Origin of the sequence: Helicobacter pylori (assembly GCF_016755635.1) — a bacterium.
Lineage (GTDB): Bacteria > Campylobacterota > Campylobacteria > Campylobacterales > Helicobacteraceae > Helicobacter > Helicobacter pylori_CQ.
Genome location: NZ_CP051500.1, coordinates 1,008,038 through 1,033,944 on the forward strand (window position 1 = coordinate 1,008,038; position 25,907 = coordinate 1,033,944).

At 38.8% G+C, this 25,907-nt stretch carries 18 protein-coding genes; 6 read left to right on the plus strand and 12 right to left on the minus strand.

The features are described 5' to 3' along the window. Positions 1-47: 47 nt before the first annotated feature. The 8 genes from acpP to glyS all read right to left on the minus strand — a co-directional run bounded on the left by acpP (position 48) and on the right by glyS (position 14,267). Complete coding sequence (acpP, locus tag HG567_RS07890; protein ID WP_202139360.1) at positions 48-1,916, minus strand: acyl carrier protein; 1,869 nt, start codon at positions 1,914-1,916, stop codon at positions 48-50. Further along, positions 1,913-4,243, minus strand: coding sequence for a dynamin family protein (locus HG567_RS04690; protein WP_202163694.1), 2,331 nt, complete (start codon positions 4,241-4,243; stop codon positions 1,913-1,915). Before HG567_RS04690 ends, acpP begins: the two co-directional genes overlap by 4 nt. Positions 4,244-4,245: 2 nt before the next feature. Next, positions 4,246-5,892 carry a dynamin-like GTPase family protein gene (locus tag HG567_RS04695; RefSeq protein ID WP_202139362.1) on the minus strand — a complete coding sequence of 549 codons (1,647 nt, stop codon included), beginning with the start codon at positions 5,890-5,892 and terminating at the stop codon, positions 4,246-4,248. 554 nt (positions 5,893-6,446) lie between these two features. After that, entirely contained in the window at positions 6,447-6,728 is a 282-nt protein-coding gene (locus HG567_RS04700; RefSeq protein WP_108339378.1) for a DUF3240 family protein, read from the minus strand. Positions 6,729-6,738: 10 nt separating this feature from the next. After that, on the minus strand, positions 6,739-9,798 hold the full coding sequence (locus HG567_RS04705) for an efflux RND transporter permease subunit (protein ID WP_202164025.1): 3,060 nt from the start codon (positions 9,796-9,798) through the stop codon (positions 6,739-6,741). After that, positions 9,798-10,877 (minus strand): efflux RND transporter periplasmic adaptor subunit, encoded by a 1,080-nt coding sequence (locus HG567_RS04710; RefSeq protein WP_202139363.1) that lies wholly within the window; start codon positions 10,875-10,877, stop codon positions 9,798-9,800. Before HG567_RS04710 ends, HG567_RS04705 begins: the two co-directional genes overlap by 1 nt. Beyond that, positions 10,874-12,172, minus strand: a complete 1,299-nt coding sequence (locus tag HG567_RS04715; protein WP_202163695.1) for a TolC family protein — start codon at positions 12,170-12,172, stop codon at positions 10,874-10,876. The genes HG567_RS04710 and HG567_RS04715 overlap by 4 nt, the downstream gene beginning before the upstream one ends. Next, positions 12,162-14,267: a glycine--tRNA ligase subunit beta gene (gene glyS, locus HG567_RS04720; RefSeq protein ID WP_202163696.1), complete on the minus strand. Its 2,106-nt coding sequence runs from the start codon at positions 14,265-14,267 to the stop codon at positions 12,162-12,164. Before glyS ends, HG567_RS04715 begins: the two co-directional genes overlap by 11 nt. 112 nt (positions 14,268-14,379) lie before the next feature. On the opposite strand from glyS, the gene HG567_RS04725 reads away from it, so the two are divergent. From HG567_RS04725 to gatC, 3 genes are read left to right on the plus strand one after another with little or no spacing between them, the layout of a single operon-like run. Further along, positions 14,380-15,453 (plus strand): hypothetical protein, encoded by a 1,074-nt coding sequence (locus tag HG567_RS04725; protein WP_202164033.1) that lies wholly within the window; start codon positions 14,380-14,382, stop codon positions 15,451-15,453. A gap of 12 nt (positions 15,454-15,465) precedes the next feature. Continuing rightward, positions 15,466-16,941 (plus strand): 2,3-bisphosphoglycerate-independent phosphoglycerate mutase, encoded by a 1,476-nt coding sequence (gene gpmI, locus HG567_RS04730; RefSeq protein ID WP_202163697.1) that lies wholly within the window; start codon positions 15,466-15,468, stop codon positions 16,939-16,941. A 14-nt stretch (positions 16,942-16,955) separates the two neighbouring features. Further along, entirely contained in the window at positions 16,956-17,237 is a 282-nt protein-coding gene (gatC, locus tag HG567_RS04735) for an Asp-tRNA(Asn)/Glu-tRNA(Gln) amidotransferase subunit GatC (protein WP_097690609.1), read from the plus strand. 119 nt (positions 17,238-17,356) lie between these two features. On the opposite strand, the gene HG567_RS04740 is transcribed toward gatC, so the two are convergent. Continuing rightward, positions 17,357-18,667, minus strand: coding sequence for an adenosylmethionine--8-amino-7-oxononanoate transaminase (locus HG567_RS04740; RefSeq protein ID WP_202163698.1), 1,311 nt, complete (start codon positions 18,665-18,667; stop codon positions 17,357-17,359). A 128-nt stretch (positions 18,668-18,795) separates the two neighbouring features. On the opposite strand from HG567_RS04740, the gene HG567_RS04745 reads away from it, so the two are divergent. The 3 genes from HG567_RS04745 to ftsZ all read left to right on the plus strand — a co-directional run bounded on the left by HG567_RS04745 (position 18,796) and on the right by ftsZ (position 23,044). Further along, a complete protein-coding gene (locus tag HG567_RS04745; protein WP_202139369.1) occupies positions 18,796-20,259 on the plus strand; it encodes a peptidylprolyl isomerase in 1,464 nt (487 codons plus the stop codon). A 15-nt stretch (positions 20,260-20,274) separates the two neighbouring features. Continuing rightward, the gene (gene ftsA, locus HG567_RS04750; RefSeq protein WP_079357189.1) at positions 20,275-21,756 is read left to right on the plus strand and encodes a cell division protein FtsA; all 1,482 of its coding nucleotides are present in this window, start codon (positions 20,275-20,277) and stop codon (positions 21,754-21,756) included. 130 nt (positions 21,757-21,886) lie between these two features. Next, positions 21,887-23,044 (plus strand): cell division protein FtsZ, encoded by a 1,158-nt coding sequence (gene ftsZ / locus HG567_RS04755; RefSeq protein ID WP_000233623.1) that lies wholly within the window; start codon positions 21,887-21,889, stop codon positions 23,042-23,044. Between the two features lie 355 nt (positions 23,045-23,399). Here ftsZ and HG567_RS04760 read toward each other — a convergent pair whose 3' ends face one another. The 3 genes from HG567_RS04760 to mscS all read right to left on the minus strand — a co-directional run bounded on the left by HG567_RS04760 (position 23,400) and on the right by mscS (position 25,797). Continuing rightward, positions 23,400-24,293, minus strand: a complete 894-nt coding sequence (locus HG567_RS04760; RefSeq protein ID WP_202163699.1) for a hypothetical protein — start codon at positions 24,291-24,293, stop codon at positions 23,400-23,402. Further along, positions 24,275-24,808 (minus strand): hypothetical protein, encoded by a 534-nt coding sequence (locus tag HG567_RS04765; protein ID WP_202163700.1) that lies wholly within the window; start codon positions 24,806-24,808, stop codon positions 24,275-24,277. Before HG567_RS04765 ends, HG567_RS04760 begins: the two co-directional genes overlap by 19 nt. A 164-nt stretch (positions 24,809-24,972) precedes the next feature. Then, positions 24,973-25,797, minus strand: coding sequence for a small-conductance mechanosensitive channel MscS (gene mscS / locus HG567_RS04770; RefSeq protein ID WP_202139371.1), 825 nt, complete (start codon positions 25,795-25,797; stop codon positions 24,973-24,975). Positions 25,798-25,907: the final 110 nt, after the last annotated feature.

Consider the following 25,907-nt stretch of genomic DNA (forward strand, 5'->3'; position numbering starts at 1 on the left):
TGATTAAAACATATACATATTAAATAATATTTTAAAATTAAAAAGCGTTAAATTAGTTGTTTCTCAATATATCTCATTGCATCGCCCACATTGACGATTTTTTCCGCTTGCTCATCAGAAATCTCAATGCCAAACTTTTCTTCTAACGCCATGATTAATTCTACAATATCTAAAGAGTCCGCACCCAAATCCTTCACAAATTTCGCTTCTGGCGTAACTTGTGATACATCTATTTCCAACTGCTCAGCAATAACTGCCCGAATAGTTTCAAATAAATTCGTATCATTCGTATTGAAAGTTTTATTGTTGTTTTGTTGATTTTTTTGACTCCTCCACTCCCGCAATTTTTTTTGAAGCTCCTCATTGTTTAAGCACTCTTGATAATTTTCATTATAGTTTTCTTTGAATTCCCTAAGCGTTTGCAAATTTCCTAAAGAATAGTCTAATTGGAACAGTTCGTTAAAATAATCCACACTTTTTCTGAATCTTTTGGTTTCTTCTTGGCTCAATTCATACCAATCCAAGTAAAACAAACTGCGATCCCTAAAATACAGCGCCATTTTTTTGATTTCTTCAAATTCCCTGTAGTTTGCCTCATCGTCCTCTTCATCGTCGTTTTGTTCTTTGTATTTTTCCCAAGTGAAAGCGCTCACGCGATCAAAAACCTTATCAATACTTTCTTTAAACAAATCAATCACTTCGTTCAATTGCACTAAATTCTCTCTTTTGGATTCTTCTTTCTCAGAAAATTCTTTTTTGAGCGATTCCATTCTATTAAAAACATCATCATTAAAATCATCAAAGCCTTCTTGTATCAAATCCAATTTAACAGAATGCAAAGCCTTTTGGTAGCGTTTGAATTGGTTAGCGTCTTGCTTAATAGCCTTTTCATACATCCCATGCACCTCGTATAAAGATTCTAAAATTTCGTTTTGTTTCTCGCTCCTTTGATTTAACTTCATTAAAAATTCCTCAAGCGAGTTAAAAACTTTGCTTTTTTCGCTGAATTCTTTAATTTCTAGATGCCTTGTAGCGCTATAAGCGCCAATCCCTAAAAATTCAATGCCATTATTCTCTAAAGTCTCTTTAATTTGTTTAGCGACTACTTCTAATTGGCTTTTGGTGCGCCTATCAGCCCTACTCAATACGATAAAAACCTGCTTGCCTTCTTCGTATAGTTCTTGCAAAAACTCTAAATCATCGCTTTCAATGCCCCCACGCTCGCAACTAACGAGCCATAGAATGTGTTTGGCGTGTTTTAGGGATTCTTTAGAGGCTTCTTTGTCCCCACCCGTATAGCCTTGATTACTGGGGTTATAGCCAGGCGTGTCTATAAAGCATAAAAATTCAAAAGGCACGCTAGGAGCGCTCAAAAGCATGAAAGGCATGATTTCTTTCAAATTAAAGCCAAGGGATTTTAAAAACTGATGATCAAAAGCGAGATGTGGTAATTCCACCATGCCCCCATTTTGAGAAAACCCCATTAAAACTTCTCTTTTACCCTTTAAGCAATAAGTGGGGATGGCTGTGGTGGGATCTATGTCTTCAGGGAGTTTTAATTTCAAGCCCAACAAGTTGTTTAAAAAGGTGGATTTTCCCGCGCTAAACCCTCCCCCCACCGCAACGATGGTTTTTTGGAACAAACTAGGATAGCTCGCCACTAATTGCAATTCTTTTTTAATTTCTTGGAGCGTTAGTAACGCTATTTCCTTTTCTTTGAGCGAATCCACGCCGCTAGCGAACTCTAAAAACTCGTTGTCTAAAATGCTCTGGTATTCTTCTAGCCCTTCATTTTCCATTTTAGCGTTTAAAATACGAGCGATTAAATCGTAGCGTTCTTTTAAACTCTCTGTATTGTGGTGGTTTTCAGCCCTGCTATTGTCATTAAAAATGCCCTTAAAAAAATTAACGCTCATTGAATCCCCTTTAAAGCCTTGATTTGTGCATCTAATTGAGCGATGGATTGCACTTTGTTTTGCACTTGATTTTGCAAATTTTGCATGTTTTCTTCAAGTTTTTTAAGCGTATCGCTGGCGAAGTTTTGCCTTTCTAAAGCCTCTCTTAAACCTTGGATATAGCCTTTCATATCTTTTTTAGCCTCAGATTCAAAATTCCTCACATAATTCCCCACGCTTTGTATAAAAGCATTAGCTTCATCGCCTTTTAAAAAGCCCGTTTTCCCCCTTATCTCGCCAGGAAGCTTATCGGCATAATCAAACTTTTTAAATTCAATGCGATCTAAAACAGCCATCACGCTTCTTTTGAAAGCCATCTCATCAATCAAATCATCAGAGATGATTTCGCGCAATTGAGAAAAGACTTTAGCGTAGAGTTCTTTTTTGAAAACGACTTTAAAAGAATTAGCACTGTCATTCAAAGCGCTTTCGCAGCGTTCATGCATCTCTGTCAAATAATCAAGCACCGCTCCGGCTTTAATGGTTGCTCTTGTGCGTTCTACTTCATTATAGCCCGCATCATCATCAGCCCACCACAAAAAATTTCTTTTAAAGCTCCCCAAAAAACCGCCTTGCTTCACTCTTTCAATATAATGCTCTTCTTCCTCTTCTTCTCTAGAGCGCGTTTCAGCCGTTCGGATAGCTTTCGTTAAGGTTTCATTCAAGCCATCTCTAGTGTTTTTGATGAAATGCAAGATAAATTCTTCATACACCCCATCAAACCCTGTTTCAATCTCATTAGAGAGGTTTTGATAAACCACTATTTGCTCTTTGATAGCGCTAATGTCAGCGTTTTTAACCCTCTTTTTTTCTTCTTCCAAATCTTGCAACAACTGCACTATGAATTTATGGAGGTTGTTCGCTTGGCTCTCTGCATAACTTTTTTGAGAAATGATTTTTTCTTTCTCTTTGGCGGCTTTTTTTAAACGCTCTTCAATCGCGCCCATATTGCTTAAAAAGAGTAAGCTTTCTTTAGACTTATCATCGCTACTAAAAGCGCCAGGGTAAGAATCTTTTAAATTCCGTAAGGCGTTGTGATACTCTTCTGTTTTTTGGCTTCTTTCCCAAGAAGCTTGGTTTTCAAAATCTTTATGCATGCTAAAGCAAACCCCTGAAGTCAAAATGACGCCATTTTTGATTGCTTTTTCAAAAACCTCTCGTTGGTTAGGGTAGGTTTGAATCAATTTTCCCATGATATTATTCAATTGAGATGAAAGGGATTTTTGTGCGTTTTCTAAGGCTGTAGGGAGGTGTTGGTTGGATTTTTCCACTTCACTCATAGAAAGAACAGCGCTGTCGGCTTGGCTTGCCACAAAATAAATTTCTTGAAGGCCTTCTTTATGAGAAACCCTGTCAAACAAACTCATATCGCTATCCGTTAAAAACTGATTAGAAGGGCTTATGATAAACACCACATCGCAATCTTTCAATAAGGCTTTGGTGCGCTCTTCCCTGGAAGCGATCGGATCGTTCACTCCTGGGGTGTCAATCACTTCCAAATCTTTAAGATTGGGGTTATTCAAAGAAATTTGCACCGCTTTAGTGTAGGGCATATACTTCCCATCCGCGCCCACGAATTGGAGCAATTTCTGATTCAGCTCTTGCAGGCTGTTGGCTTGAATGTGCGGATCTAATTTTTCCGTGTTGAGCAATCCGCTTTTTTTTATTTTTTCGCATTGATCGTGTGATGAAACGAGTCTCGCATCCTTTTCTAACTCGTTTTTAGCGATCCTTTCAGCCCTTTTCACTATTTCTTCATCGCTTAAAATATTCTCTTTGGGCACTACTTCAGTGCTTTTATTTCTGCTAAACTTGTTGCCAAAACTCTTAAATCCCTCTCTAGCTCTGTTTGAAAGACTTTGTTTTTCTTTTTGTTTTTTGACTTCTTCATCAACAATCCTGTTAAACTCCCTTACATACCTTTCATGTTCGTTTTCAAGCTCTGCAATATCCTTTGGGCTATAAAACTCCACTTCAGCGCTCAGATTTTGAGCGTATTTTAAAACAGTGAGGCTAGCGGTCATGGGCGTTGCCGCTTTGGGTAAAACCTCTACACCCTCAAAAATCAAAGCGTTTAGAAGCGAGCTTTTGCCCGCTTTCACGCGCCCGATGATACCGACTTTAAGATCCCTATTTGTATCTTGCAACTCTTTTAGCGTTTTCTCTAACTCTTCTGCTTTGATCACAGCGTTTTCGCTGATAAAAGGCCTCGCTCTTTCTTGCAAGCCTTGTTCTTTTAGCGTTTTTTCAATTAAAGCACTTTTTTTAATGAGTTCTTGTGCGTTCATTATTAATCCTTTAAATATTGTTGTTCCAGATCGCTTAAAGCGTTGATCTTGTTTTCTAATGCTTGTTTTTGCGCTTCTAGATCGTTTAGGTGTTTTTCTTTTTCCTTTTGAGCGAGCGCGATTTCTTGTTTTTTATGCGTGATTTCCAGTTCGCACCGATCTTTTAAACCTTTTAGGGAATTTTCCAAGCATTCATTAAACAAGCCCGGTAAAACTTTTTTAAGATTGTATTGAACCTCTGGTATCACTTTTGCTTCAATCAGATTTTCTAATTTCGCCCGCTCTTTTTCCTCGTTTCTAAAGAATGAAGCGATGATATTAGGCAGTAACGCCAATAATTCTTTTAAAAGAGGTTTTAACCCTTGCAAAATCAGCGCGAAGGGTCTTGTAACCGGGTTCTTGGCTAAAATCACGCTTAAAGCGTTGATCCCTAATTCAAGGCTATGCTCTAAATTTACAGAAAAGCCGCTAGAAAGCTGCGTGTTGTTCAAGCTTGCAAATTCCGTGCAAAAATCTTTTGAAAAAGAAAGGTTGATCTTTTCAATCTCTAATTTAGCGTTTTTGATCAAGCTTTGTTGCATGATGCTTTCTATTTCGCTATTGAACTCGTTAGGTTTGTTGATTAAAGAGGCTAAATAGGATTTTTGCTCCCTGACCTCTTCTATGACTTTTTTAACCACAGATCCCACAGCCACGCTAGAATATTCTTCTTCTAAATTAGCCCTTAATTTTTCATAGGTTTTTTCAATGTCTTTAACGCCCAAATCCAAAGATTGTATTTCTTCTAAAGCCTTTTCTTTAGAGTAATCAAAGCTTTCCATCACGCTTTTTAGGCTATTTTGTAACTGGGAGTTTAAAAACTTCAATCGTTTCAAATATAAAGCGCTAAAAAGCTTTTCAGCGTCTATTTTATCCGCTACTTCTAAAAGGGCGTTATTGTCTTTATTGGAATAAATAAGATGCGTTGTCAAATCAAGGTGATCTTGGATTTGCTCTTGAATGTAGCGAGAGATTTCTCCCACTTGCGAAGGCGTTCTTAAATTCGTTTTACTCAAAATAAAGCTAAGGCCTTTGTCAAACTCCAAAAGGTTTTTCAATTCCCTAACCATGCGTTTAGTAAGGTTACCCTCTTCTACGCTTGTGAGAATGACAAAATGCACGCCCCTTTCCAAATATTCCAAAATGGCATGGGTGTGGCTTGAAATAGGGCTATCAAACCCGGGCATATCCACAAACACCAAAGGAGTGCTATCTTTTAGCGCTTCATTATTCAAATAAACCTTAAGGTAGGAATACTTCGTGGCATTGTCTTTAATCGCCTCAAAACTTTGCTCATTCAGTTCAAAACTCTCTGTTTTTTCATCATTACTTGAAAAAGCCTCTATGCGTTCGTTAGCGCTATAGTGCAACTCAGTGGCTAAAGAAGTCTCTGGTGTGATACCGGTAGGCAAAACGCTACTGCCTAAAAAGCGGTTTAATAGCGTGCTTTTGCCTGCACTAAAATTCCCCACAACGGGTATCACTAGCTGTTGTTTTTGAATGCTTGCTAAAAGAGTAGAGCATTCTGTTTTATCGATCTCCACTTCTTTTAAAACTTCTAAAACCTGTTCTAAAAACTCCATAAAATTTATCTGTGCGCGTAAAATCATTACCAATCCTTTAAAATTAAAAATTAAAATCTAAACAAAACGCAAAAATCCCTAAAATATAGATAGGGTTTATATGGGTATGGGTTTATATGGGGGTGAAAAGATAAAACGGCTGACTAGAGAGAGAAAGAGAAAGAGAAAGAAAGAGAAAGCGGATTTTTAAAAATAATAGTCATTGCAAACTCCTAGCACCATTTAATGGCTCTCATTATACTCAATTTTGATACTCTATTCAAGGTTCTTTTTATTAATCAAAAACTCGTTTTTTCTTTCATTTTGATATGGTCAAACTTCTTTCCTTAAGGGGATGAGGGGGGATTTTGCGATAACCCCCCCTTAACCCCCTTAAAAACCCCCTATCCCCCAAGACCGCTTAAAGAATTATCGCTTGATTAACATCAAGCTCTTTTGATATTTGATTGCAAAAAATGCTTCAAGCATTTTTATTGCCTTACATTTTATTTGATTGTAGAAATTTTTTATAAAGCCCGATTTCTTTCTTTTTAGCTCAAACCCTTCCCCCACTTTAAGAAACTATCGCTTAAACAAGTATTCTACAACCCATGCGTTTGAGAATAAAACAATTTCATTTCTTTAGAAGCGAACTGATTTTTTAAATCTTTTGCTAGAGGTAAAGCGACTTTCTCGCTTAAAAAAAGCTTGAATTTAGCGTAGTCTTTACGCCCGCTCACCTGCTCTTTTTGGCTTAAGAGCAATGAAGAAGCGGCGTATTTATAGCATTCCACATAAAAAAAATCATCAAAGCCTTTTTCAAACAAGTAATCTATTAAAGCGTCTTTCAAACAAATATCAATATAAATTTCTAAAGCGAGCATGTGAAATCCCTTAATTGATTTTAATCTTTTTAGCGATGAGCATGAACATGGGCGGCAGTAAGAGTAAGGTTAAAGCGCTTGAGGTGACTAAGCCTCCAAGCACCACGATCGCTAAAGGTTTTTGGACTTCTGATCCCACGCTATGAGAAAATAATAAAGGGAGCAAACCCAAACCGGCAATGCAAGCGGTCATTAAAACCGGCCTCAAGCGCCTTTTAACGCCCAATAAAACGCATTCTTCTACGCTTTTCCCTTGTAAGAGAAGCTCTTTAAAATAGCCTATCATCACCACGCCGTTTAAAACCGCAATCCCAAAAAGAGCGATAAAGCCCACGCTCGCTGGCACTGAAATATACTCCCCTACCGCAAACAACGCAATAAGGCCTCCGGTAACCGCAAAAGGGATATTCAAAAGAATGAGCAAGGCTAAAGGAATGCTTTTAAAAGTGAAAAAAAGAATGAAAAAAATCGCTAAGATGCTTAAAGGGATAACGGTAGAAAGCCTTTTGTTGGCCCGTTGCTGGTTTTCAAACTGCCCCCCATAAGTGATATAGTAGCTAGGAGGGAGCTTGATGTTTTGAGCGATCACTTTTTTAGCCTCTTCTACAAAAGAATTCAAATCGCGCCCCACCACATTACTGCGAACCACGCTCATGCGCATTGAATTTTCACGCACGATAGAAACAGGGCCATCCACTTCTTCAATTTTGGCGATAGAAGTGATAGGCACTAAAACGCCATATTTTGAAGTCAAGGCTAAACTTTTGATTTTAGTGATAGAGCTTGCAAAATCGCTCTCTTGGCGGATCATCACCGGGGTTCGTGAAATCCCTGTAGGGATCACATCCACGATCAAACCCTCTAAAGCGGATTTTAAAAACTTGGAAAATTCATCGCTAGTGATCCCCACATCCGCCATCGCTTCTTTATTAGGGGTTACATACAAATAATTCACGCCCTCATTAAGCGTGGTTAAAACTTCACTAGATCCTTTAATCCCTTTTAAAGCTTGCGCGATTTGAAAGCTCAATTTATTCAATTCGCCAATATCATCTCCAAAAATCTTAACCGCTAAATCCCCCCTAACCCCTGTAAGCATTTCAGAAATCCTCATTTCAATGGGTTGGGTGAAAGAAAAATTAATCCCCTTAAAGTCTTTTAAAGAATCTATGATTTTTTCTAATAATTCATCTTTGGTTTTAACGCTCCATTCTTTTTTAGGAATAAAAGAAATAAAAGTATCGGTTTGATTCAATCCCCCCAAATCCAGCCCTAATTCATCGCTCCCTGTGCGCGCGACAATGCTTTTAACTTCCTTGACATGCTTTTTAATCGCGCTCTCAATGTTTAACATGAGATCTTTAGATTGATCTAAAGAAATAGAAGGGGTGGTTTCCACGCTCAAAACCACATCGCCCTCGTCTAAAGCGGGCATGAAATTCTTCCCCACAAAAGGGAATAAAGAAAGGCTTGCGATTAAAAAAACAAACGCTCCTAAAATCACTTTTTTAGGGTTACGCACAAAAAAATCCAATAAAGGAGCATAGATTCTGTTTAAAAACCTCGTTAAAAAGGTTTCGCTATGGGGTGTGGCTTTTAAGACAAGAGAGCTCACTACAGGAATGATAGTGATAGATAGAACTAAAGTGCCTAAAAGTGCATACACAATGCTTTGCGCTAAAGGCCTAAACATCTTACCCTCTAACCCCTGCAAGGTTAAAATCGGCACAAAAAACACAATAATAATCACCACCCCGCTCACCACTGAAACAGCGATTTCTTTGCATGAGCGATAGATCGCATGGAGTTTAGTGGTTTTAGTGTTAGCGCTCAATTTTTCAAAAGCGTTTTCCACCACCACCACGGCTGAGTCAATGAGCATGCCTATAGCGATAATCAACCCCCCCAAACTCATCAAATTTAAGGTCAGATCGCTAAGTTTGATAAAAATAAACGCCACAGACAAGCTTAAGGGTAAGATCACCCCCACAGCCACGCTCGCCCTCAAATTCCCTAAAAATAAAAAGAGCGTGATGATGATTAAAACAACGGCTTCAATGAGCGTTTTAGAAACGGTGGCAATGGCTTTTTGCGTGAATTCTGAGCGATCATAAAAAACATTAATGGACACGCCGCTCGGTAAAAAGGGTTTTAATTCTTCTAGTTTTTGATACACTTGAGTGATGATTTCTTTGGTGTTAGCGTCTTTTAAAGAAAGCACCAAGCCCTCTGTGGTCTCGCCCACGCCATCTTTAGTAACAAACCCCAAACGGGTGCGAGACTGGCTGATGACTTTCGCAAAATCCTTAATGTGCAAATGCCCTAAATTAGTGGAAACGGTGATTTTGCCAATGTCTTCCAAACTCAAAGAAGCGGTTTGGATTTTGACTAAAAAGGTTTCGCCATCTCTATCCACGCGCCCCGCTCCGCTGTTTCTTAAATTCACTCTTACAGCCGATTCTAAATCAGAAATACTCACCCCAAGCCTTGCCATGTCGTTAAAATCCGGCACGATCACAAACGCCCTGCTAAAGCCTCCAATAGAATTGACATCCGCCACACCGCTAATCATTCTTAATTGCGGGCGGATCACAAAATCTAAAAGCTGTCGTTTTTCTATTTCGGTGATATTGCCATCAATGGTGAACATAAAAATGTCTGATAGCGGCGTAACAATGGGTGCCATGCCCCCTTCAACCCCCACGGGTAAATCTTTCATCACGCTGCTCAAGCGTTCATTAACAATGTTTCGCGCTAAATAAATATCCACGCTGTCATCAAAATCTATCGTGATGTCTGAAATAGAATATTTTGAAATACTTCTTAAAGATTTTTGCCCTTTCAAGCCTAAAAGCTCCAATTCTAAAGGGCGCACGATGTTGTTTTCCATTTCTTCAGGGCTAGAGCCGGGGAGTTTTAAAATGATTTTAACTTGAGTGGGCGAAATATCCGGAAAAGCATCCACTGGAGTGTGGATAAAACTATAAGTCCCAAAAAACAAAATAAGAATCGCACCAACAATCACAATCACCCGCTGGCGTAAGGAAAATTCAATGATAGAAGCGAGCATCATTCTTCCCCTAAATTGTTGATCATGCCTTTTAACCCTATCAATGACCCCACTGCCACGCTGTCATTAGGGTGTAAATTTTGAGCGTTCACGATAAAAATCTTGCTGCGCTCTTCTAAAACTTGAACCACCACAGGCTTAAAACCTTTAGGCGTTCTCACAAACACTAAGTAATCCTTCCCATTTCTGATTAAAGCGTTTGAAGGGATTAAAACCGAGTCTTTGGGTTGTGAGCCTTGAATATACATTTCTACCATTTCCCCCACATGGTAATTGCCCTCATCTAATAAAGCGGTGGCTAAAATCGTGTTAGAGCCTTTGTCTAACACCACCGAAACGCTTTGGATTTTCCCGATTTTTTCCCCCTCTTCATTATAGACCGGCGAATCCCTTTTAATGGTTTTAGAAACGCCTACAGGTAATTTGATTTGAGCGATCAAATCATCGCTTTTTGAAATACGCACATAGCTAGTGAAAGCTAAAATCTTCTCGCCCACATTTTTAGGCGCTAACGCTAAAAGACCGCTGTCTCTAGCCACAATCCTAAAACCATACTGCCCTTTAGGGTTTTTGGGATCCACGCCAAAGCTTTTAAAAGTGCTTTCTAGTTGATTGACTTTTAAGCCCATTTCTTCGCTGGCTAGAAAGCTCGTTTGATACTCCCTTTTAGGGATCACACCGGCCCTATAAAGCTCTAAATCTTTTTTAGTGATATCTTTAGCGATTTTTAATTTATTTTGGTTGTTTTGCAATTCAAAATACAAATTGCTCAAATCAATAGAGCTCACTTCACAGATCGCATCTCCAGCCTTCACCTGCTCGCCCTCTCTTTTATAAACAGCGACCACAGATGCATCAAAACTCAAGCTCTGCACCACAGAGCTTTTGCTGTCAAAATCAATATAAGCGTTAAAAGGAAGCCCTTTACTAAAAATTTCTTTATCTAATTTAATCACCTTTAACCCCATGGGTTGCAAGTTTTTTTCTTCTAAAACAATTTCTGGATACTCTTTGGCTTTTAAAGAAACACCCATTGAAAAAACGCCCATTAACATAAGCCACAATAACGCCCGCTTCAATGCAATACTCCTAATCTGGTCAAGCTCTCCCCTAAAGTCTCTTCTAAAAGCGCGCTAATATCAATGTATTCGATCTTAGCTTCCGCTAGGGTGATGAGGGCGTCCATGTAAGAATTTTGATAAATCAAGTATTCAAAAAGCCCGATTTTTTGGGCTTCATAAGCGATGCGCCCCATTTCCATCAAACGCTTCTTATTGGCAATGGCTTCTTTTTGGGTTTCAATGTATGCTTCTTTGGTTTTGAGCTGGTTTAAGTAGGAGTTGGCGTTGATTCGTATGTTTCGCTTCATCACTTCATTTTGCGCGAGCGTCCCGCTTTGCAAATCCAAGAATTTACGCTTTTGATAGATATTTTTAGGCGTTACCGGTAAAGGGATATGCACTTCTATAGAAAGATTGGTTGAAGAGTTATAGCTTTCAGAGCCAATCCCAAATTCAAATGCATTAAACACGTCTCTATTAGCCAGTTTCGCATTCACTTGATAATCTTTAGCCGTTAGATCCAAAATGTCCACATACAACGAGCGATCCAATTTAAACTTTAAAGCTTCAGGTTCTAACCGCATGTATTCAAAATCCAAACCGATCACCTTGACATCATGCAAATGGTTTAAATAAGTGTCAAAATGCGCCCCCTCTTTGACTGGCTCCACAATCGCTAGCATCGTGTCTAGCATTTTTTCTAAATCTATGAGTTTGGTTTCCACATTGGTTTTAGCGAGTTTGGATTCCAAATAAGAATTCTTAAAGTTGATGTAATCCTTTTCGCTCATGCTACCGGCTTTAACTTTTTCTTTAGCGATTTTGAGCTGCGAATAAAAGTTCGCTTCTCGTTGCACATACACCTGATACTTTTCCTTAGTCATCACATAAGTCAAATAAAGGCGTTTAGCGCCAATAAAAGCGAGATTTTTATTCAATTGATAGCTTTTATCGTATTGAATGGTTTTGATAGAAAGGCTTTTGGATAAAAGCGAACTCACCCATGGGAGCTTGGGCCTTACCATTAAAAGGGTTCTGGGCTGCGCTTCTACAATGCCTTGGAAGTTTTTCACCATAGAAGTTTCATTATAAATATAGGGGAAATCCCAAGCGTTCACGGAGCGTTGCTCATTCAAACGGCTTTTAAAATCGGCTTTTTTGCCGATCAACTCCATTGAATTAATTTCTACTTCTTTAAAAAATTCTTGTAGGGTAAAGATTTTCGCATCAAGCATGCCCGCACTAAACATGCTCATTAAAAAAGTTACCCCCAAAAAACGCTGGATTTTGCGTTTGATAGCATTAAATCGCAATTTCTTTAATATCCCCAATTTCTAAGAAACTTTGATACACGCCCCATAAGAAATTTTTACGATTTTTTTGGATTTCTATGTCTTTATCCATGACTAGCACGCTTTTAAAATATTCTTCTAAAGGCGCATGCAAACCAAAATAAGCCTCTATTTTGCTATCCAAACTCTCAAAAGCACTCATTTTGATCGCGTTGAACGCTTCAAAAAGGGCATGCTCTTCTGGTTCTTTGAAAAGACTCGTAGAAAACCCGCTTGATTCGTTAAGGTTTCTGTCTTTATTGATATTGGCTAAGCGTTTGAAAGCGCTAAAAAGCAACTCTTTTTTTTGAGCGTTTTTAGGATCGTCTAAAAAGCGTTTTAGTGCTTTGACTTTCTGGATGATTGTAACAATGCCTCGCTCGTTGGTGTTTAACACGCTCCTTATAATAGAGGGATTACAATCTATTAAATTATGAAAGCGTTCTAGTAAAAACTTTTCTAAAATTTCTAAATCAAAGCTCTGATAAACGCCCACTTTTTCAAAGAGATTTTTTAAATCCGCTTTCAAATCAAATTCTAACCCGTAATGCGCGATGATTTTCAATAATCCAAAACTCAAGCGCCTTAAAGCAAAAGGATCTTTAGATCCGCTAGGGATTTTACCCACGCTAAAAAGAGAAAACAGGCTGTCTAATTTCAAGCTCAAAGCCACGATTGAACTAAAAACGCTAGAGGGCAAGGGGGCGTTTTCGCTTGCGGGCAAATACTGCTCTTTCACACTCAAAGCGACTAACTCGTTTTCGTTTTGTTTTAAAGCGTAGTAATAGCCCATGATCCCTTGAAGCTCGCTAAATTCATACACCACTTCACTGAGTAAATCCGCCTTAGCGATTTGAACGGCTCTTTTAACCAACTCAAGGGCTTTTTCTAAAGGCATGTTTAAAGATGAAATATATTTTTGCGTCAAGTATTGGGCGATGATTGATTCGCGCTCCATTTTATCTTTTAAAGTCCCTAAACCTTGCACAAAAACCACGCTCTCTAAAGGGGCGTTATCTAAGGGCTTTTTGAGATCGTTTTCATAAAAGAAAACCGCATCGCTCAAACGGGCTTTTAAAACCTTTTGATTGCCTAAAATGATTTTTTGCTTGTCTTTATTGATAGCGTTACTCACCACAATAAAGCCGTTGTGCAATGTTGGGCTTTCTTCTTGGCTTTTTTGACAAAAGGTTGCAAAATAGCGTTGGTTTTCTTTCATGGAAGTGGTGATGATTTCACTGGGTAATTTTAAAAACGCCTTGTCAAACTCCCCTAAAAGCGCGCTGGGGTATTCCGTGATCGCTACAACCTCATCTAATAGATCCCTATCCATTTCTACGATGATGTGGTGCTTTTTTTCCAATTCTTTAATTTCTTGCAAGATTTTAGCTTCGCGTTTTTTAGGGTCTAAAATGACATGGTTTTTTTCTAAAACTTCAAAATACGCTTTAGGGCTATCCACTTCAATAAAATCAAAACCCTCTTGTCGGTGCGCTTTTGTGGCTTGCTTGGTTTTAAAACCATACTCTTTGACTTCAATATCGTTAAAATTTTCCCCATTAAACAACACGCAAATATTATGAATGGGTCTGATAAAGCTTTTTTCCACATTGCCCCAACGCATAGACTTCCCGAAATTCAAACCCTCTAAAAACTCTAACACAATGGGCATGATTAAATCTTTTGTAGGCTCTTTTTCATGGATTTTAGCATGATAAAGCACCTCTTTATTGTTTTTAAACGCTGTTTGGAAATGCTTGGGATCCTTTAGTCCTAATTTTTGATAAAACCCTAAACCTAACGCGTTCAAGCCTTGCGTTTTATCTTGATGATTGCATGCGATTTTAACGGGAGGCCCAAAAAATTCCTCTTTAGTTTCTTGGGTTAAAAGAGGAAAATCTTTGATGAACAAACACAAGCGCCTAGGGGTGTAAAAAACCTCTATAGTTCCCACTTCTAAAGCGCGTTTTTGAAAAAGAGCGTGGAGTTTTTTAGGCATTTCTTTATATTCATTCAATAACGCTTGTGCGGGCAATTCTTCAACTAAAATCTCTACTAACAATTCATCTGAATGCAAAATCTCAATTCTCCCTAAAAAACAAAATCACTTTTAAGACTAAATCATGTTAGAATTATACTTGAATTTATTTTTAGTTTAGTTTATTTTTTAAATACAAAAGGTAGGCGTTTTGAAACATTTGACCCCACTCACTCACACCCTTTTTAAAGCCTTATGGCTAGGTGCAGCCTTAAATGCATCTTTAAGCTTAGTTGCAGCAGAAAGCCCCACTAAAACAGAGCCTAAGCCCGCTAAAGGGGTTAAAAACAAGCCCAAATCGCCCGTTACTAAAGTCATGATGACCAATTGCGACAATCTTAAAGATTTTAACGCTAAGCAAAAAGAAATTTTAAAAGCCGCCTATCAATTCGGCTCTAAAGAAAATTTAGGCTATGAAATGGCAGGCATTGCATGGAAAGAATCATGCGCAGGGGTTTATAAAATCAATTTTTCCGATCCGAGCGCGGGCGTGTATCATTCTTATATCCCTAGCGTTCTAAAAAGCTATGGGCATAATGATAGCCCCTTTTTGCGTAATGTGATGGGGGAATTGCTCATTAAAGACGATGCGTTTGCTTCTGAAGTGGCTCTAAAAGAGTTGCTCTATTGGAAAACACGCTACCATGACAATCTAAAAGACATGATTAAATCTTACAACAAGGGCAGTCGTTGGGAAAAAAACGAGAAGTCTAACGCTGATGCTGAAAAATATTATGAAGAGATACAAGACAGGATCAGGCGTTTGAAAGAATCTAAAATCTTTGATTCGCAGTCCAGTAATGACCAAGAATTGCAAAAAAGCGCTAATAGCAACCTGGATTTAGACCCTATCGGCAACGCCATGCCCCAAACTTTAGCCACCCAAAAATCTCAAATAGAAAAATCTCAAATAGAGGAAACCCAAGCAGAAAAACCACAAGAAATGAAAGAGGCAACTAGCGAGCAAACAAAGAGTAAGCCAGAAAAAGCAAAAGATAAACCCATGTATTTCGCTCAAATCAACAGCACTGATTTCACACCCGCTAAAAAAAGCCCAAAAAAACCGGCTAAAGTGAGTCCAAAACGCTCCTCTAAAAATAACACTAAAAGCCACGCTAAAACCGCTTCCAAAAATTCCAAAAATAAAGAAATGTGCAAAAATTGCTCTCCAGGGCAAAGGAATGCGATTTTAGCTAACCACATCACTCTCATGCAAGAGCTTTAAAAAGTCCTAAAAATGGCGCAAAAAACTCTTTTGATTATCACTGATGGCATTGGGTATCGTAAAGATAGCGATCATAACGCATTCTTTCATGCTAAAAAACCCACTTATGACTTGATGTTTAAAACCTTGCCTTATAGTCTGATTGATACGCATGGCTTGAGCGTGGGCTTACCTGAAGGGCAAATGGGAAATTCTGAAGTGGGGCATATGTGTATTGGGGCTGGTAGGGTGCTCTATCAGGATTTAGTCAAAATTTCTTTAAGCCTTCAAAACGATGGATTAAAAAACAACCCCGCTTTTTTAAACACGATCCAAAAAAGCCCTGTGGTGCATCTTATGGGTTTGATGAGCGATGGAGGCGTGCATTCACACATTGAGCATTTTATCGCTCTGGCTTTAGAGTGTGAAAAATCCCATAAAAAAGTCTGTCTGCATTTAATCACCGATGGGCGCGATGTCGCTCCTAAAAGCGCTTTAACTTATTTAAAACAAATGCAAAATATCTGCAATGAAAACATTCAAATCGCTACCATAGGTGGCCGTTTTTATGCCATGGATAGGGATAATCGCTTTGAAAGGATTGAACTTGCATATCATAGCCTAATGGGGCTTAATCACACGCCTTTAAGCCCTAGCGAATATATCCAAAGCCAGTATAATAAAAATATCACCGATGAATTTATCATGCCCGCTTGTTTTAAAGATTATTGCGGCATGCAAGATGATGAAAGCTTTATTTTTATCAATTTCAGGAATGATAGGGCTAGAGAAATCGTGAGCGCTTTAGGCCAAAAGGAATTCAGTGGCTTTAAGCGCCAAGCTTTTAAAAAACTCCATATCGCTACCATGACGCCTTATGATAACACTTTCCCCTACCCTGTTTTATTCCCCAAAGAAAGCGTTCAAAACACGCTCGCTGAAGTGGTCTCTCAACACAACCTGACCCAAAGCCATATCGCTGAGACTGAAAAATACGCGCATGTAACCTTTTTCATCAATGGCGGAGTGGAGACGCCTTTTAAAAATGAAAACCGAGTGCTTATCCAAAGCCCTAAAGTTACCACTTATGATTTAAAGCCTGAAATGAGCGCTAAAGAAGTAACCCTTGCGGTGTTAGAGCAAATGAAACTAGGCACGGATTTGATCATTGTGAATTTTGCTAATGGCGATATGGTGGGGCATACGGGGAATTTTGAAGCGAGTATCAAAGCGGTAGAAGCAGTGGATGCATGCTTAGGGGAAATCCTTTCACTGGCTAAAGAATTGGATTACGCCATGCTTTTAACCAGCGATCATGGGAATTGCGAGCGCATGAAAGATGAAAACCAAAACCCCTTAACCAACCACACCGCTGGGAGCGTGTATTGCTTTGTTTTAGGGAATGGAGTCAAATCCATAAAAAACGGAGCATTAAACAATATCGCTAGCAGCGTGTTAAAGCTCATGGGCATCAAAGCCCCAGCAACGATGGACGAACCCCTATTTTAAACTAAAGGAAAAGAATGCAAATTGATGATAAACTATTGCAACGCTTAGAAAAATTGAGCATGCTAGAGATTAAAGACGAGCATAAAGAGAGTGTTAAAGGCCATTTAGCGGAGGTTTTAGGCTTTGTAGAAAACATCTTCGCTTTAGAAACTAATAATCTAAAAACAGATACGCATCTTAGCACCCCTTTAAGAGAAGACGAGCCTAAAAGCCAACCTAACATTGCCAAAGAGATTTTAAGCCACAACAAACACAGCCAAGATCATTACTTCGTTGTGCCCAAAATTATTGAATAAGTTTTATTGAATAGGTTTGATTGAATAGGCTTAATATCAAGTGAAAAGCTTGATTTTTAAAATCAAAGAGAAAAAGAGGCTATCGCTTGACTGAAATTCAAGCTCTTTACTATTTGTTTTCAGCCTTTTTTTAACTCATCAAGAATTTCCACTAACCCCGCAACCGCCTTTGTGATTTCTTCATGCGTGATAATATAAGGGGGCATGAGGTAAATGGTGTTGTTTAAGGGACGCAACAACAAACCTTTAGTTAGAGCTTTTTTAAAAACCGCCAAACTCAAACGCTCTTTGGTTTGAAGAAAAACTTCAAAGGCAAAGACCATGCCCAAATGCCTTAGATTAGACACCACTTGCCACTCTATCAAGTCTTTTAACGCGTTTTGGAGCGTGCTAAAAATAAACCCGCTTAAAGCCTTGTTTTTTTCAATAACATTTTCTTTTTCAAAAATATCTAGCGTGGCGTTCGCGCATGCACATGCCAGGGCGTTTCCTGTGTAGCTGTGCGAATGCAAAAACGCTTTATTTTCTTCATAGGGGGCGTAAAATTGGTTATAGATTTCATTATGCGTTAATAGCGCGCTTAAAGGCAAATACCCCCCACTAATCCCTTTAGACAAGCATAAAAAATCAGGCTCAATTTCGCATTGTTCATAAGCAAACATGCTCCCTGTACGCCCAAACCCGGTAGCGATTTCATCAAAAATAATGTGGATGTTTTTTTGCTTGCATAATAAAACGGCTTGTTTTAAATATTTTGCACTATAAATATGCATATTCCCCGCGCATTGCAAAAGAGGTTCTGCAATGAAGGCACAAATTTCTTCACTATGCTTGTCTAACAAACGCCTTAAAGCGTTCAAACTATTTTCTATCTCGCTATCGTTTTTAGGCACGGGTGTGATGAGATTCTTGAGCAATAAGGGGGTGTAAGTGTCTTTATAAAGTTTCACATCGCCCACGCTTAACGCTCCCAAAGTCTCGCCATGATAGGAATTAGAAAGCGATAAAAAAAGCTTTTTGCGGCGCGTTTGATTCTTTAAAAAATGGGCGTGATAGCTCATTTTCAAAGCGATTTCAATACAAGATGAGCCGTTATCCGCATAAAAGCATTTATTCATACCGGTGAGCTGGCAAAGCCTTTGAGAGAGCGTGATAATGGGCTTATGGCTAAAAGAAGCCAAAAGGACATGCTCTAGATTATCAATTTGATTTTTGAGCTGCTGGCTGATGTAGGCGTTATTATGCCCAAAAAGATTCACCCACCATGAGCTGATTAAATCCATGTAAGCGTTATCATTAAAATCATAGAGATAAATCCCTTGAGCCTTTTTAATGGGGATAATGGGGAAATTTTGATGCTCTTGCATTTGCGAGCAAGGGTGCCAAAGATACTCCAAATCCAAAGCGGCTAAATTTTCTTGAAAATTCATGTTAAAAACTCTCTATAATAAGGATAATTTTAATAACCTTTGGTTAAAATAAGGTTATTTGATTTTACTATAAGGTTGTTTAAACCTGAATTTCACATTTTTGATTTTTTAAAGGGATTAGAGTTCTTATGATTGAATGGATGCAAAATCATAGAAAGTATTTAGTGGTTACGATATGGATAAGCACGATCGCTTTTATTGCTGCTGGGATGATAGGTTGGGGGCAATACAGCTTTTCTTTAGATAGCGATAGCGCTGCCAAAGTGGGACAGATTAAGATTTCTCAAGAAGAATTAGCCCAAGAATACCGCCGCCTTAAAGACGCTTATGCTGAGTCTATCCCCAACTTTAAAGAACTCACTGAAGAGCAAATCAAAGCCATGCATTTAGAAAAAAGCGCTCTAGATTCGCTCATCAATCAAGCCCTATTGAGGAATCTCGCTTTAGATTTAGGGCTTGGCGCTACGAAGCAAGAAGTGGCGAAAGAAATCAGAAAAACGAGCGTTTTTCAAAAAGATGGCGTTTTTGATGAAGAATTGTATAAGAATATCTTAAAGCAAAGCCATTACCGCCCCAAGCATTTTGAAGAAAGCGTTGAAAGGCTTTTAATCCTTCAAAAAATCAGCGCTCTATTCCCCAAAACCACCACCCCTTTGGAGCAATCCAGCCTATCGCTTTGGGCAAAATTGCAAGACAAATTAGACATTCTTATCCTAAACCCTAGTGATGTTAAAATCTCTCTTAATGAAGAAGAGATGAAAAAATATTACGAGTCTCATAAAAAGGATTTTAAAAAGCCCACAAGCTTTAAAACACGCTCTTTATATTTTGACGCTAGTTTAGAAAAACCTGATTTGAAAGAGTTGGAGGAATACTACCATAAAAACAAGGTGTCTTATTTGGATAAAGAGGGGAAATTACAGGATTTTAAAAGCGTTCAAGAGCAAGTCAAGCATGATTTAAGCATGCAAAAAGCGAATGAAAAAGCCTTAAGGAGCTATATCGCTCTAAAAAAAGCGAACGCGCAAAACTACAACACGCAAGATTTTGAAGAAAACAACTCCCCCTATACTGCTGAAATCACGCAAAAACTCACCGCTCTCAAGCCCCTTGAAATCCTAAAACCAGAGCCTTTTAAAGATGGTTTTATTGTGGTGCAGCTCATCTCTCAAATTAAAGACGAATTGCAAAATTTTAATGAAGCTAAAAGCGCTCTTAAAACCCGCTTGACTCAAGAAAAAACCCTTATGGCGTTGCAAGCTTTAGCCAAAGAAAAGCTTAAGGATTTTAAAGGCAAAAGCGTGGGCTATGTAAGCCCTAATTTTGGAGGCACTATCAGTGAACTTAACCAAGAAGAGAGCACCAAATTTATCAGCACCCTTTTTAACCGCCAAGAAAAAAAAGGGTTTATTACTATTGGTAATAAAGTGGTGCTTTATCAAATCACAGAACAAAATTTCAACCACTCCTTTAGTGCAGAAGAAAGCCAGTATATGCAGCGTTTAGTCAATAACACTAAAACGGATTTTTTTGATAAAGCGTTGATAGAAGAATTGAAAAAACGCTATAAGATAGTCAAATACATTCAATAAATGCAAGGGGAAATCATGGAACATAAAGAAATCGTTATAGGGGTTGATATAGGCTCTAGAAAGATTTGTGCGATAGTGGCTGAATTTAAAGAAGGGATTTTGCGCATCATTGGCACCGCCCATCAAGACTCTAAAGAAATCAATTCAAAAGCCATTAAAAGAGGGCGTATCAATAGCCTTGCTCACGCTTCTAACGCCATTAAAGAAGTGATTAATAGCGCTAAAAAAATGGCGGGTTTGAACGCTGATGAAGACAGAAATAACCCCATTTCATCCTTTAGAGAATCGTATTACCCTAAAACTAAGGCGATTGTTTCTTTTTCTGGGGCTTATACTGAAAGCATTAGAGATATCACCGGTGTGGCTAGCACCAAAGATAATGTGGTAACCATTGATGAAATCAATCGCGCTATCAATAACGCATGCGCTAAAGCAGGCTTGGATAACGATAAACATATTTTGCATGCCCTCCCCTATCGCTTCACTTTAGACAAACAAGAAGTGAATGACCCTTTAGGGATGAGCGGGACTCGCTTGGAAGTCTTTATCCACATTGTCTATACAGAAAAAAACAACATTGAAAATTTAGAAAAAATCATGATCCAATCTGGGGTGGAGATTGAAAACATCGTGATCAATTCTTATGCAGCCTCGATTGCCACCTTGTCTAATGACGAAAGGGAATTGGGCGTGGCTTGCGTGGATATGGGCGGAGAGACATGCAACCTTACGATTTATAGCGGCAATTCCATACGCTATAACAAATACTTACCCGTAGGCTCTCACCATTTGACCACGGATTTATCGCACATGCTCAACACCCCATTCCCTTACGCTGAAGAAGTTAAGATCAAATATGGGGATCTTTCTTTTGAAGGCGGAGAAGAAACGCCCTCTCAAAGCGTCCAAATCCCTACCACCGGCTCTGATGGCCATGAAAGCCATATTGTGCCGCTTAGTGAAATCCAAACTATCATGAGGGAAAGGGCTTTAGAAACCTTTAAAATCATCCACAGAAGTATTCAAGATAGCGGTTTAGAAGAGCATTTGGGCGGGGGCGTTGTGTTAACCGGTGGGATGGCTTTAATGAAAGGGATCAAAGAATTAGCCAGAACCCATTTCACTAATTACCCGGTGCGTTTGGCGGCCCCTGTGGAAAAATACAATATCATGGGCATGTTTGAAGATTTGAAAGATCCTCGCTTTTCAGTCGTGGTCGGCTTGATTTTATACAAAGCAGGGGGGCATACCAATTATGAAAGAGACTCTAAAGGGGTTATCCGTTACCATGAAAGCGATGATTACACAAGAACAGCCCATCAATCAAGCCCTACCCCCCATATCCATTCATCGCCCACAGAAAGGAATTTGAGCGATTTAAAAACCCCTAACGCTCCTTTAAACACCGCTAAAAACGATGACTTCTTGCCTATAAAACCCACCGAACAAAAAGGTTTTTTTAAAAGTTTCCTTGATAAGATTTCTAAAATCTTTTAAGATACAGCCATTTCTTTATGCGATAAAAACGCCTTGATAGTTATCAAAAGCCAGAAAACATGGTATAATCCTTTAGCTATTTATCAAAGTTTAAGATTTGCAAAAATCGTATCTCAAGGGGAATGTGGCTATGGTTCATCAATCAGAGATGGAAAATTATAATATTGGTCAAGCGAGCATTGAAGAAGTAAGCGATCCAGCTTATAAAGGGGCTAAGATTGTCGTCATCGGTGTTGGAGGTGGGGGGTCTAACATGATTAAACACCTGGTTGAATACGGCGTGCATCAAGATGTTACCCCCATTGCAACGAACACTGATGGCCAACATCTCAAAAACAATCCCGCTCCGGTTAAAATCCTTTTAGGCAAAGAGTCTACTGGAGGTTTAGGCGCTGGAGGGGTTCCTGATATTGGTAGGAAAGCCGCTGAAGAAAGCGCTAATGAAATTAGAGAAGCGATTAAGGACGCCAAATTAGTCATTGTCTCTACAGGGCTTGGAGGAGGGACTGGGACTGGAGCCACCCCTACTATCGTTAAAATCGCAAAAGAAGTGGGAGCGCTCACGATTGCTATCGTTACCAAGCCTTTCAAATACGAAGGGTCTCAAAAAAGCAAGAAAGCCGAAGAAGGGTTAAAGGAGTTGGAGCAATCTAGCGATTCTATTTTGGTTATCCCTAATGATAAAATTCTTTTGACCATGAAAAAAAACGCCAGCACCAAAGAATGCTATAAAGAAGTTGATGATGTCTTGGTTAGGGCTGTGAGCGGTATTTCTACGATCATCACTAAACCTGGTGATATTAATGTTGATTTTTCCGATTTAAAAAGCGCTCTTGGTTTTAAAGGCTTTGCGTTAATGGGTATTGGTGAGGCCACTGGCGAAGAATCCGCTAAATTAGCGGTGGAAAATGCGATCCAATCGCCTCTTCTTGATGACGCTTCTATTGATGGGGCTAAGAGCATTATTGTCTTTTTTGAGCACCACCCTGATTATCCTATGTATGCTTATTCTCAAGCTTGCATATCTATTCAAGAACGAGCCAATCAAGATGTTGATGTTAAGTTTGGCCAACACACGAGCGAGAGTATCCCCATTGATCATGTGCGCGTTACTATCATTGCAACCGGTGCTGAAAGAAACAGCGGTGGAGCGGGTTTGGAATCTATCGCTACGCCCTCTCAGCCTGTGGTGAAACAAACAAGAAAAGTGGGTAATAGCGATTTTTTAAGAATCCCTACTGAAGAAGAACTATCCACACCCACAGCCATAAGGATCCAGCAAGATTGATTGTAGATCTTGCTTTTCTCCCCTATTTTTATAGGGTCATAATAAAGCGGTTTGTTGGGTTTGCTCTCATTCATTTTTAGAATAAAATTAAGAAGCTTTGATTTTAAAACTTTGATTTTTCGTTATGCTGATTTTTAGAGCGTTTAGAGAGATTTTAAAGTGCTTAAAGGGGAATATCCCAAAGCACCCCTAGTTAATGAAACGCTAGAAACCCATTTGGCAAAAACCGAGGGCTTTATTTTTCACACTCACCACCCCTGAAACTATACGCCCCATTATGAATTTGTGAGGTCAATGCATTTTTAACTTGATTGAGTTCTGCATTCTTAAGGACGGATTTGGGGGACTTCAATGACTAGATGATTGAACGCTTCACCGCTTTATCAATCTCAAAGATAAAATCATAGCGCTTATTTAAGCTGTTATAAGTGGTGTCTTTAATCAAAGCATAAACTAGGTCTATGTTTTCTGTTTGTCTTATCGCTAATAAGGTGTCGTGGGATAGTTTCGCGCTCACATTGATGAACTGATTGAGTAGGTCTTGTTCGTTAATAAAACAATACCCAGCGTTAGTATCAAATTGATTAGCTTTAAGGGGTTTGGGTTTGTATGTGTTATCTAGAACGCTATCCATAGTAAAGGAAGCGTTCAAGTCGTAGGAGTATCCAGGAACCCACTTGCTCCAATTTTCCCAACTACCCCTAGTTCCTCTTATTTTTCTCTGCCCGTTCTCTATCAAATTGGCTTTTAATTTAGCAAGAACACTGTTAGCGATAATGTCTTTTTGTTCGGTTGCCTTATAAGTTCTTGCTATACTTTCATAGGTAGAGAACCCAAACCTAGCGGATTTAGATTTATCATCTCTTTTGATTTTATCTTTTTTAGTTTCGCTGTAGCTGTGTTTAGCAACGCTACGCATAAACTCCGTGAAAGCAATCAAAAAATCAGGGTTTGACTGACCATTAGGTAAGGCTTCATCAGCGATAGAGTTCCTAAATTTAGGGTCTTTTAATTCAGCAAAGGGTTCTCCAAGTCTTGTTTTTTCCCCATCAAGCATCAAGTAGGGATAAGGGGTAGTGCATATTAAAGTGAATACAGCCCCACGCTTATCTTTAGGGCTGTTGATAATAATGCTGTCTTGGTTGAACTCCCTACCCAAATTCACTATGATGTCTTTGAACTGATTTTTATTATGGAATGGTTTGAGTTCAAAACAAATGAAGCTAGTTTCTATGTTAGCTTGTAGCATACCTGCTTCTCTGTATAACCTTTAACAATTTTGTATCCTATGTAGCCCTTGTATAGGTCTAGCTTTTTTCTCAACCACTTGGTTCTTTTTTCGTTATCAGTGTTAGTGAGCATAAAGGATTTTAAAAGGGCTTCAATTTCCTCTTTTTTCTCGCCCTCTGTTGTCGCATTCAGTTCTAAAATCTTGGTGGCTTCTTTTAATCCATAATCCGCAATAATGGCTTTATCGTTATAAGTCCTACAACCAGAGATAACTGCTACTGGGCGATTTAGTATCCGATCGCATAATCGGCTCATAGATAAAGCGGTGGTATTCATTTTTTGAGCCATAGTCAAATCATCATAATACACCAGGTTATTGTCTCTTTTTGACCTTGTGTTTAAAACGGCTCGTAACGCTGACTTTTTCTTATCATACTCTTTTAGCTGGGCTGATAGGGGTTGGTTAGAATTGACAGAGATTTTAAAGAGAGGTAGTTGGCTTCTAGTTTCCTTGCATTCCTTAAAGGCGAGCATCAATGAGAGATGATAACGAATGGGAATTGATAGGGTTTTTTTGCTATTAAGCTAACTTGGTGCGTTTAGAATTATCCGCACCGATGAAAATGTTTTTGAAATCGCTAGACACAAGGTCTCCTTTAAATTTTAAGTATCACTGCAATCAATGCGTCTCACACCAATCACTTAGAAGAGTCTTGATTTTTAATGGCAATATCTAGCTTGTTGAAAGGGATTTCAATGTGGTTAGCGTCTAGGGCGTTTTTGATGCGTTCAATGAGTTCGCTGCGCACATTAAAGATCCCGTCTTCAATCTTTGCCCAAACCCTAATGGTGAAATTCAATGAACTTTGTCCAAAATCCGTGATCCCAATAAAAGTGGGCATGTTTTTATCAATTTTTTCCATTGAGTCAATAACATCTTTTATAGTCTTATGCACCAGTTCAATATCGCTCCCATACCCTACCCCACAAACCCATTCAATGCGCCGACATGCCGTGTTATTGCTATTGATAATATTAGAATTAGCGACACTTCTATTAGGCAAAACCGCCAAGCGTCCGTCATGCAAGCGTAAAGAAGTGTTAAAAAAATTAAGCGCTTCTACTTTGCCCTCTAGGCCAGAGATTTCAATGATGTCTCCTTTTTTGAAAGGGTGTAAAATAATAAGGATTATCCCTCCAGCAATGCTTGAAAGATAATCTTTTAAAGCCAACGCCACAGCAATCCCCACCGTTCCTAAAACAGTGATAATAGAGGTGGTTTGCACGCCTAGCGTGCTGAGTGCAATGATTGTGGTGATGATAAGGATTAAGATAAAAGTAACCTGCGCGACAAAATTCGCTAAAATCTCATCCTTTTTGGATAAAAATTTCATGGTTTTGTTCCGTAAGAAAAACGAAAAATAAAAACCTATACAAAAGACAATGACAGCCTTGATCAAGATTATCCCAAAATGCTTTGCCTGCGGAAAAAAATCCACTAACAGCGTTTTAATTTCATCCATAAATTTTTCCTTGCAAATCACAAAATCGCTAAAAGAGACAAGATAACTTACCCTTATGTAGCTAATTTTGACATGTTAGCATGTTTAGGACTAACCTTATTACCACAACT

Bases quoted from the DNA above. Each gene is read 5' to 3' on its own strand.
- acpP (WP_202139360.1), bottom strand. From the start codon at position 1,916: ATGAGCGTTAATTTTTTTAAGGGCATTTTTAATGACAATAGCAGGGCT.
- HG567_RS04690 (WP_202163694.1), bottom strand. From the start codon at position 4,243: ATGAACGCACAAGAACTCATTAAAAAAAGTGCTTTAATTGAAAAAACG.
- HG567_RS04695 (WP_202139362.1), bottom strand. From the start codon at position 5,892: ATGATTTTACGCGCACAGATAAATTTTATGGAGTTTTTAGAACAGGTT.
- HG567_RS04700 (WP_108339378.1), bottom strand. From the start codon at position 6,728: ATGCTCGCTTTAGAAATTTATATTGATATTTGTTTGAAAGACGCTTTA.
- HG567_RS04705 (WP_202164025.1), bottom strand. From the start codon at position 9,798: ATGCTCGCTTCTATCATTGAATTTTCCTTACGCCAGCGGGTGATTGTG.
- gpmI (WP_202163697.1), top strand. From the start codon at position 15,466: ATGGCGCAAAAAACTCTTTTGATTATCACTGATGGCATTGGGTATCGT.
- gatC (WP_097690609.1), top strand. From the start codon at position 16,956: ATGCAAATTGATGATAAACTATTGCAACGCTTAGAAAAATTGAGCATG.
- HG567_RS04740 (WP_202163698.1), bottom strand. From the start codon at position 18,667: ATGAATTTTCAAGAAAATTTAGCCGCTTTGGATTTGGAGTATCTTTGG.
- HG567_RS04745 (WP_202139369.1), top strand. From the start codon at position 18,796: ATGATTGAATGGATGCAAAATCATAGAAAGTATTTAGTGGTTACGATA.
- ftsA (WP_079357189.1), top strand. From the start codon at position 20,275: ATGGAACATAAAGAAATCGTTATAGGGGTTGATATAGGCTCTAGAAAG.
- ftsZ (WP_000233623.1), top strand. From the start codon at position 21,887: ATGGTTCATCAATCAGAGATGGAAAATTATAATATTGGTCAAGCGAGC.
- HG567_RS04760 (WP_202163699.1), bottom strand. From the start codon at position 24,293: ATGCTACAAGCTAACATAGAAACTAGCTTCATTTGTTTTGAACTCAAA.
- HG567_RS04765 (WP_202163700.1), bottom strand. From the start codon at position 24,808: ATGCTCGCCTTTAAGGAATGCAAGGAAACTAGAAGCCAACTACCTCTC.
- mscS (WP_202139371.1), bottom strand. From the start codon at position 25,797: ATGGATGAAATTAAAACGCTGTTAGTGGATTTTTTTCCGCAGGCAAAG.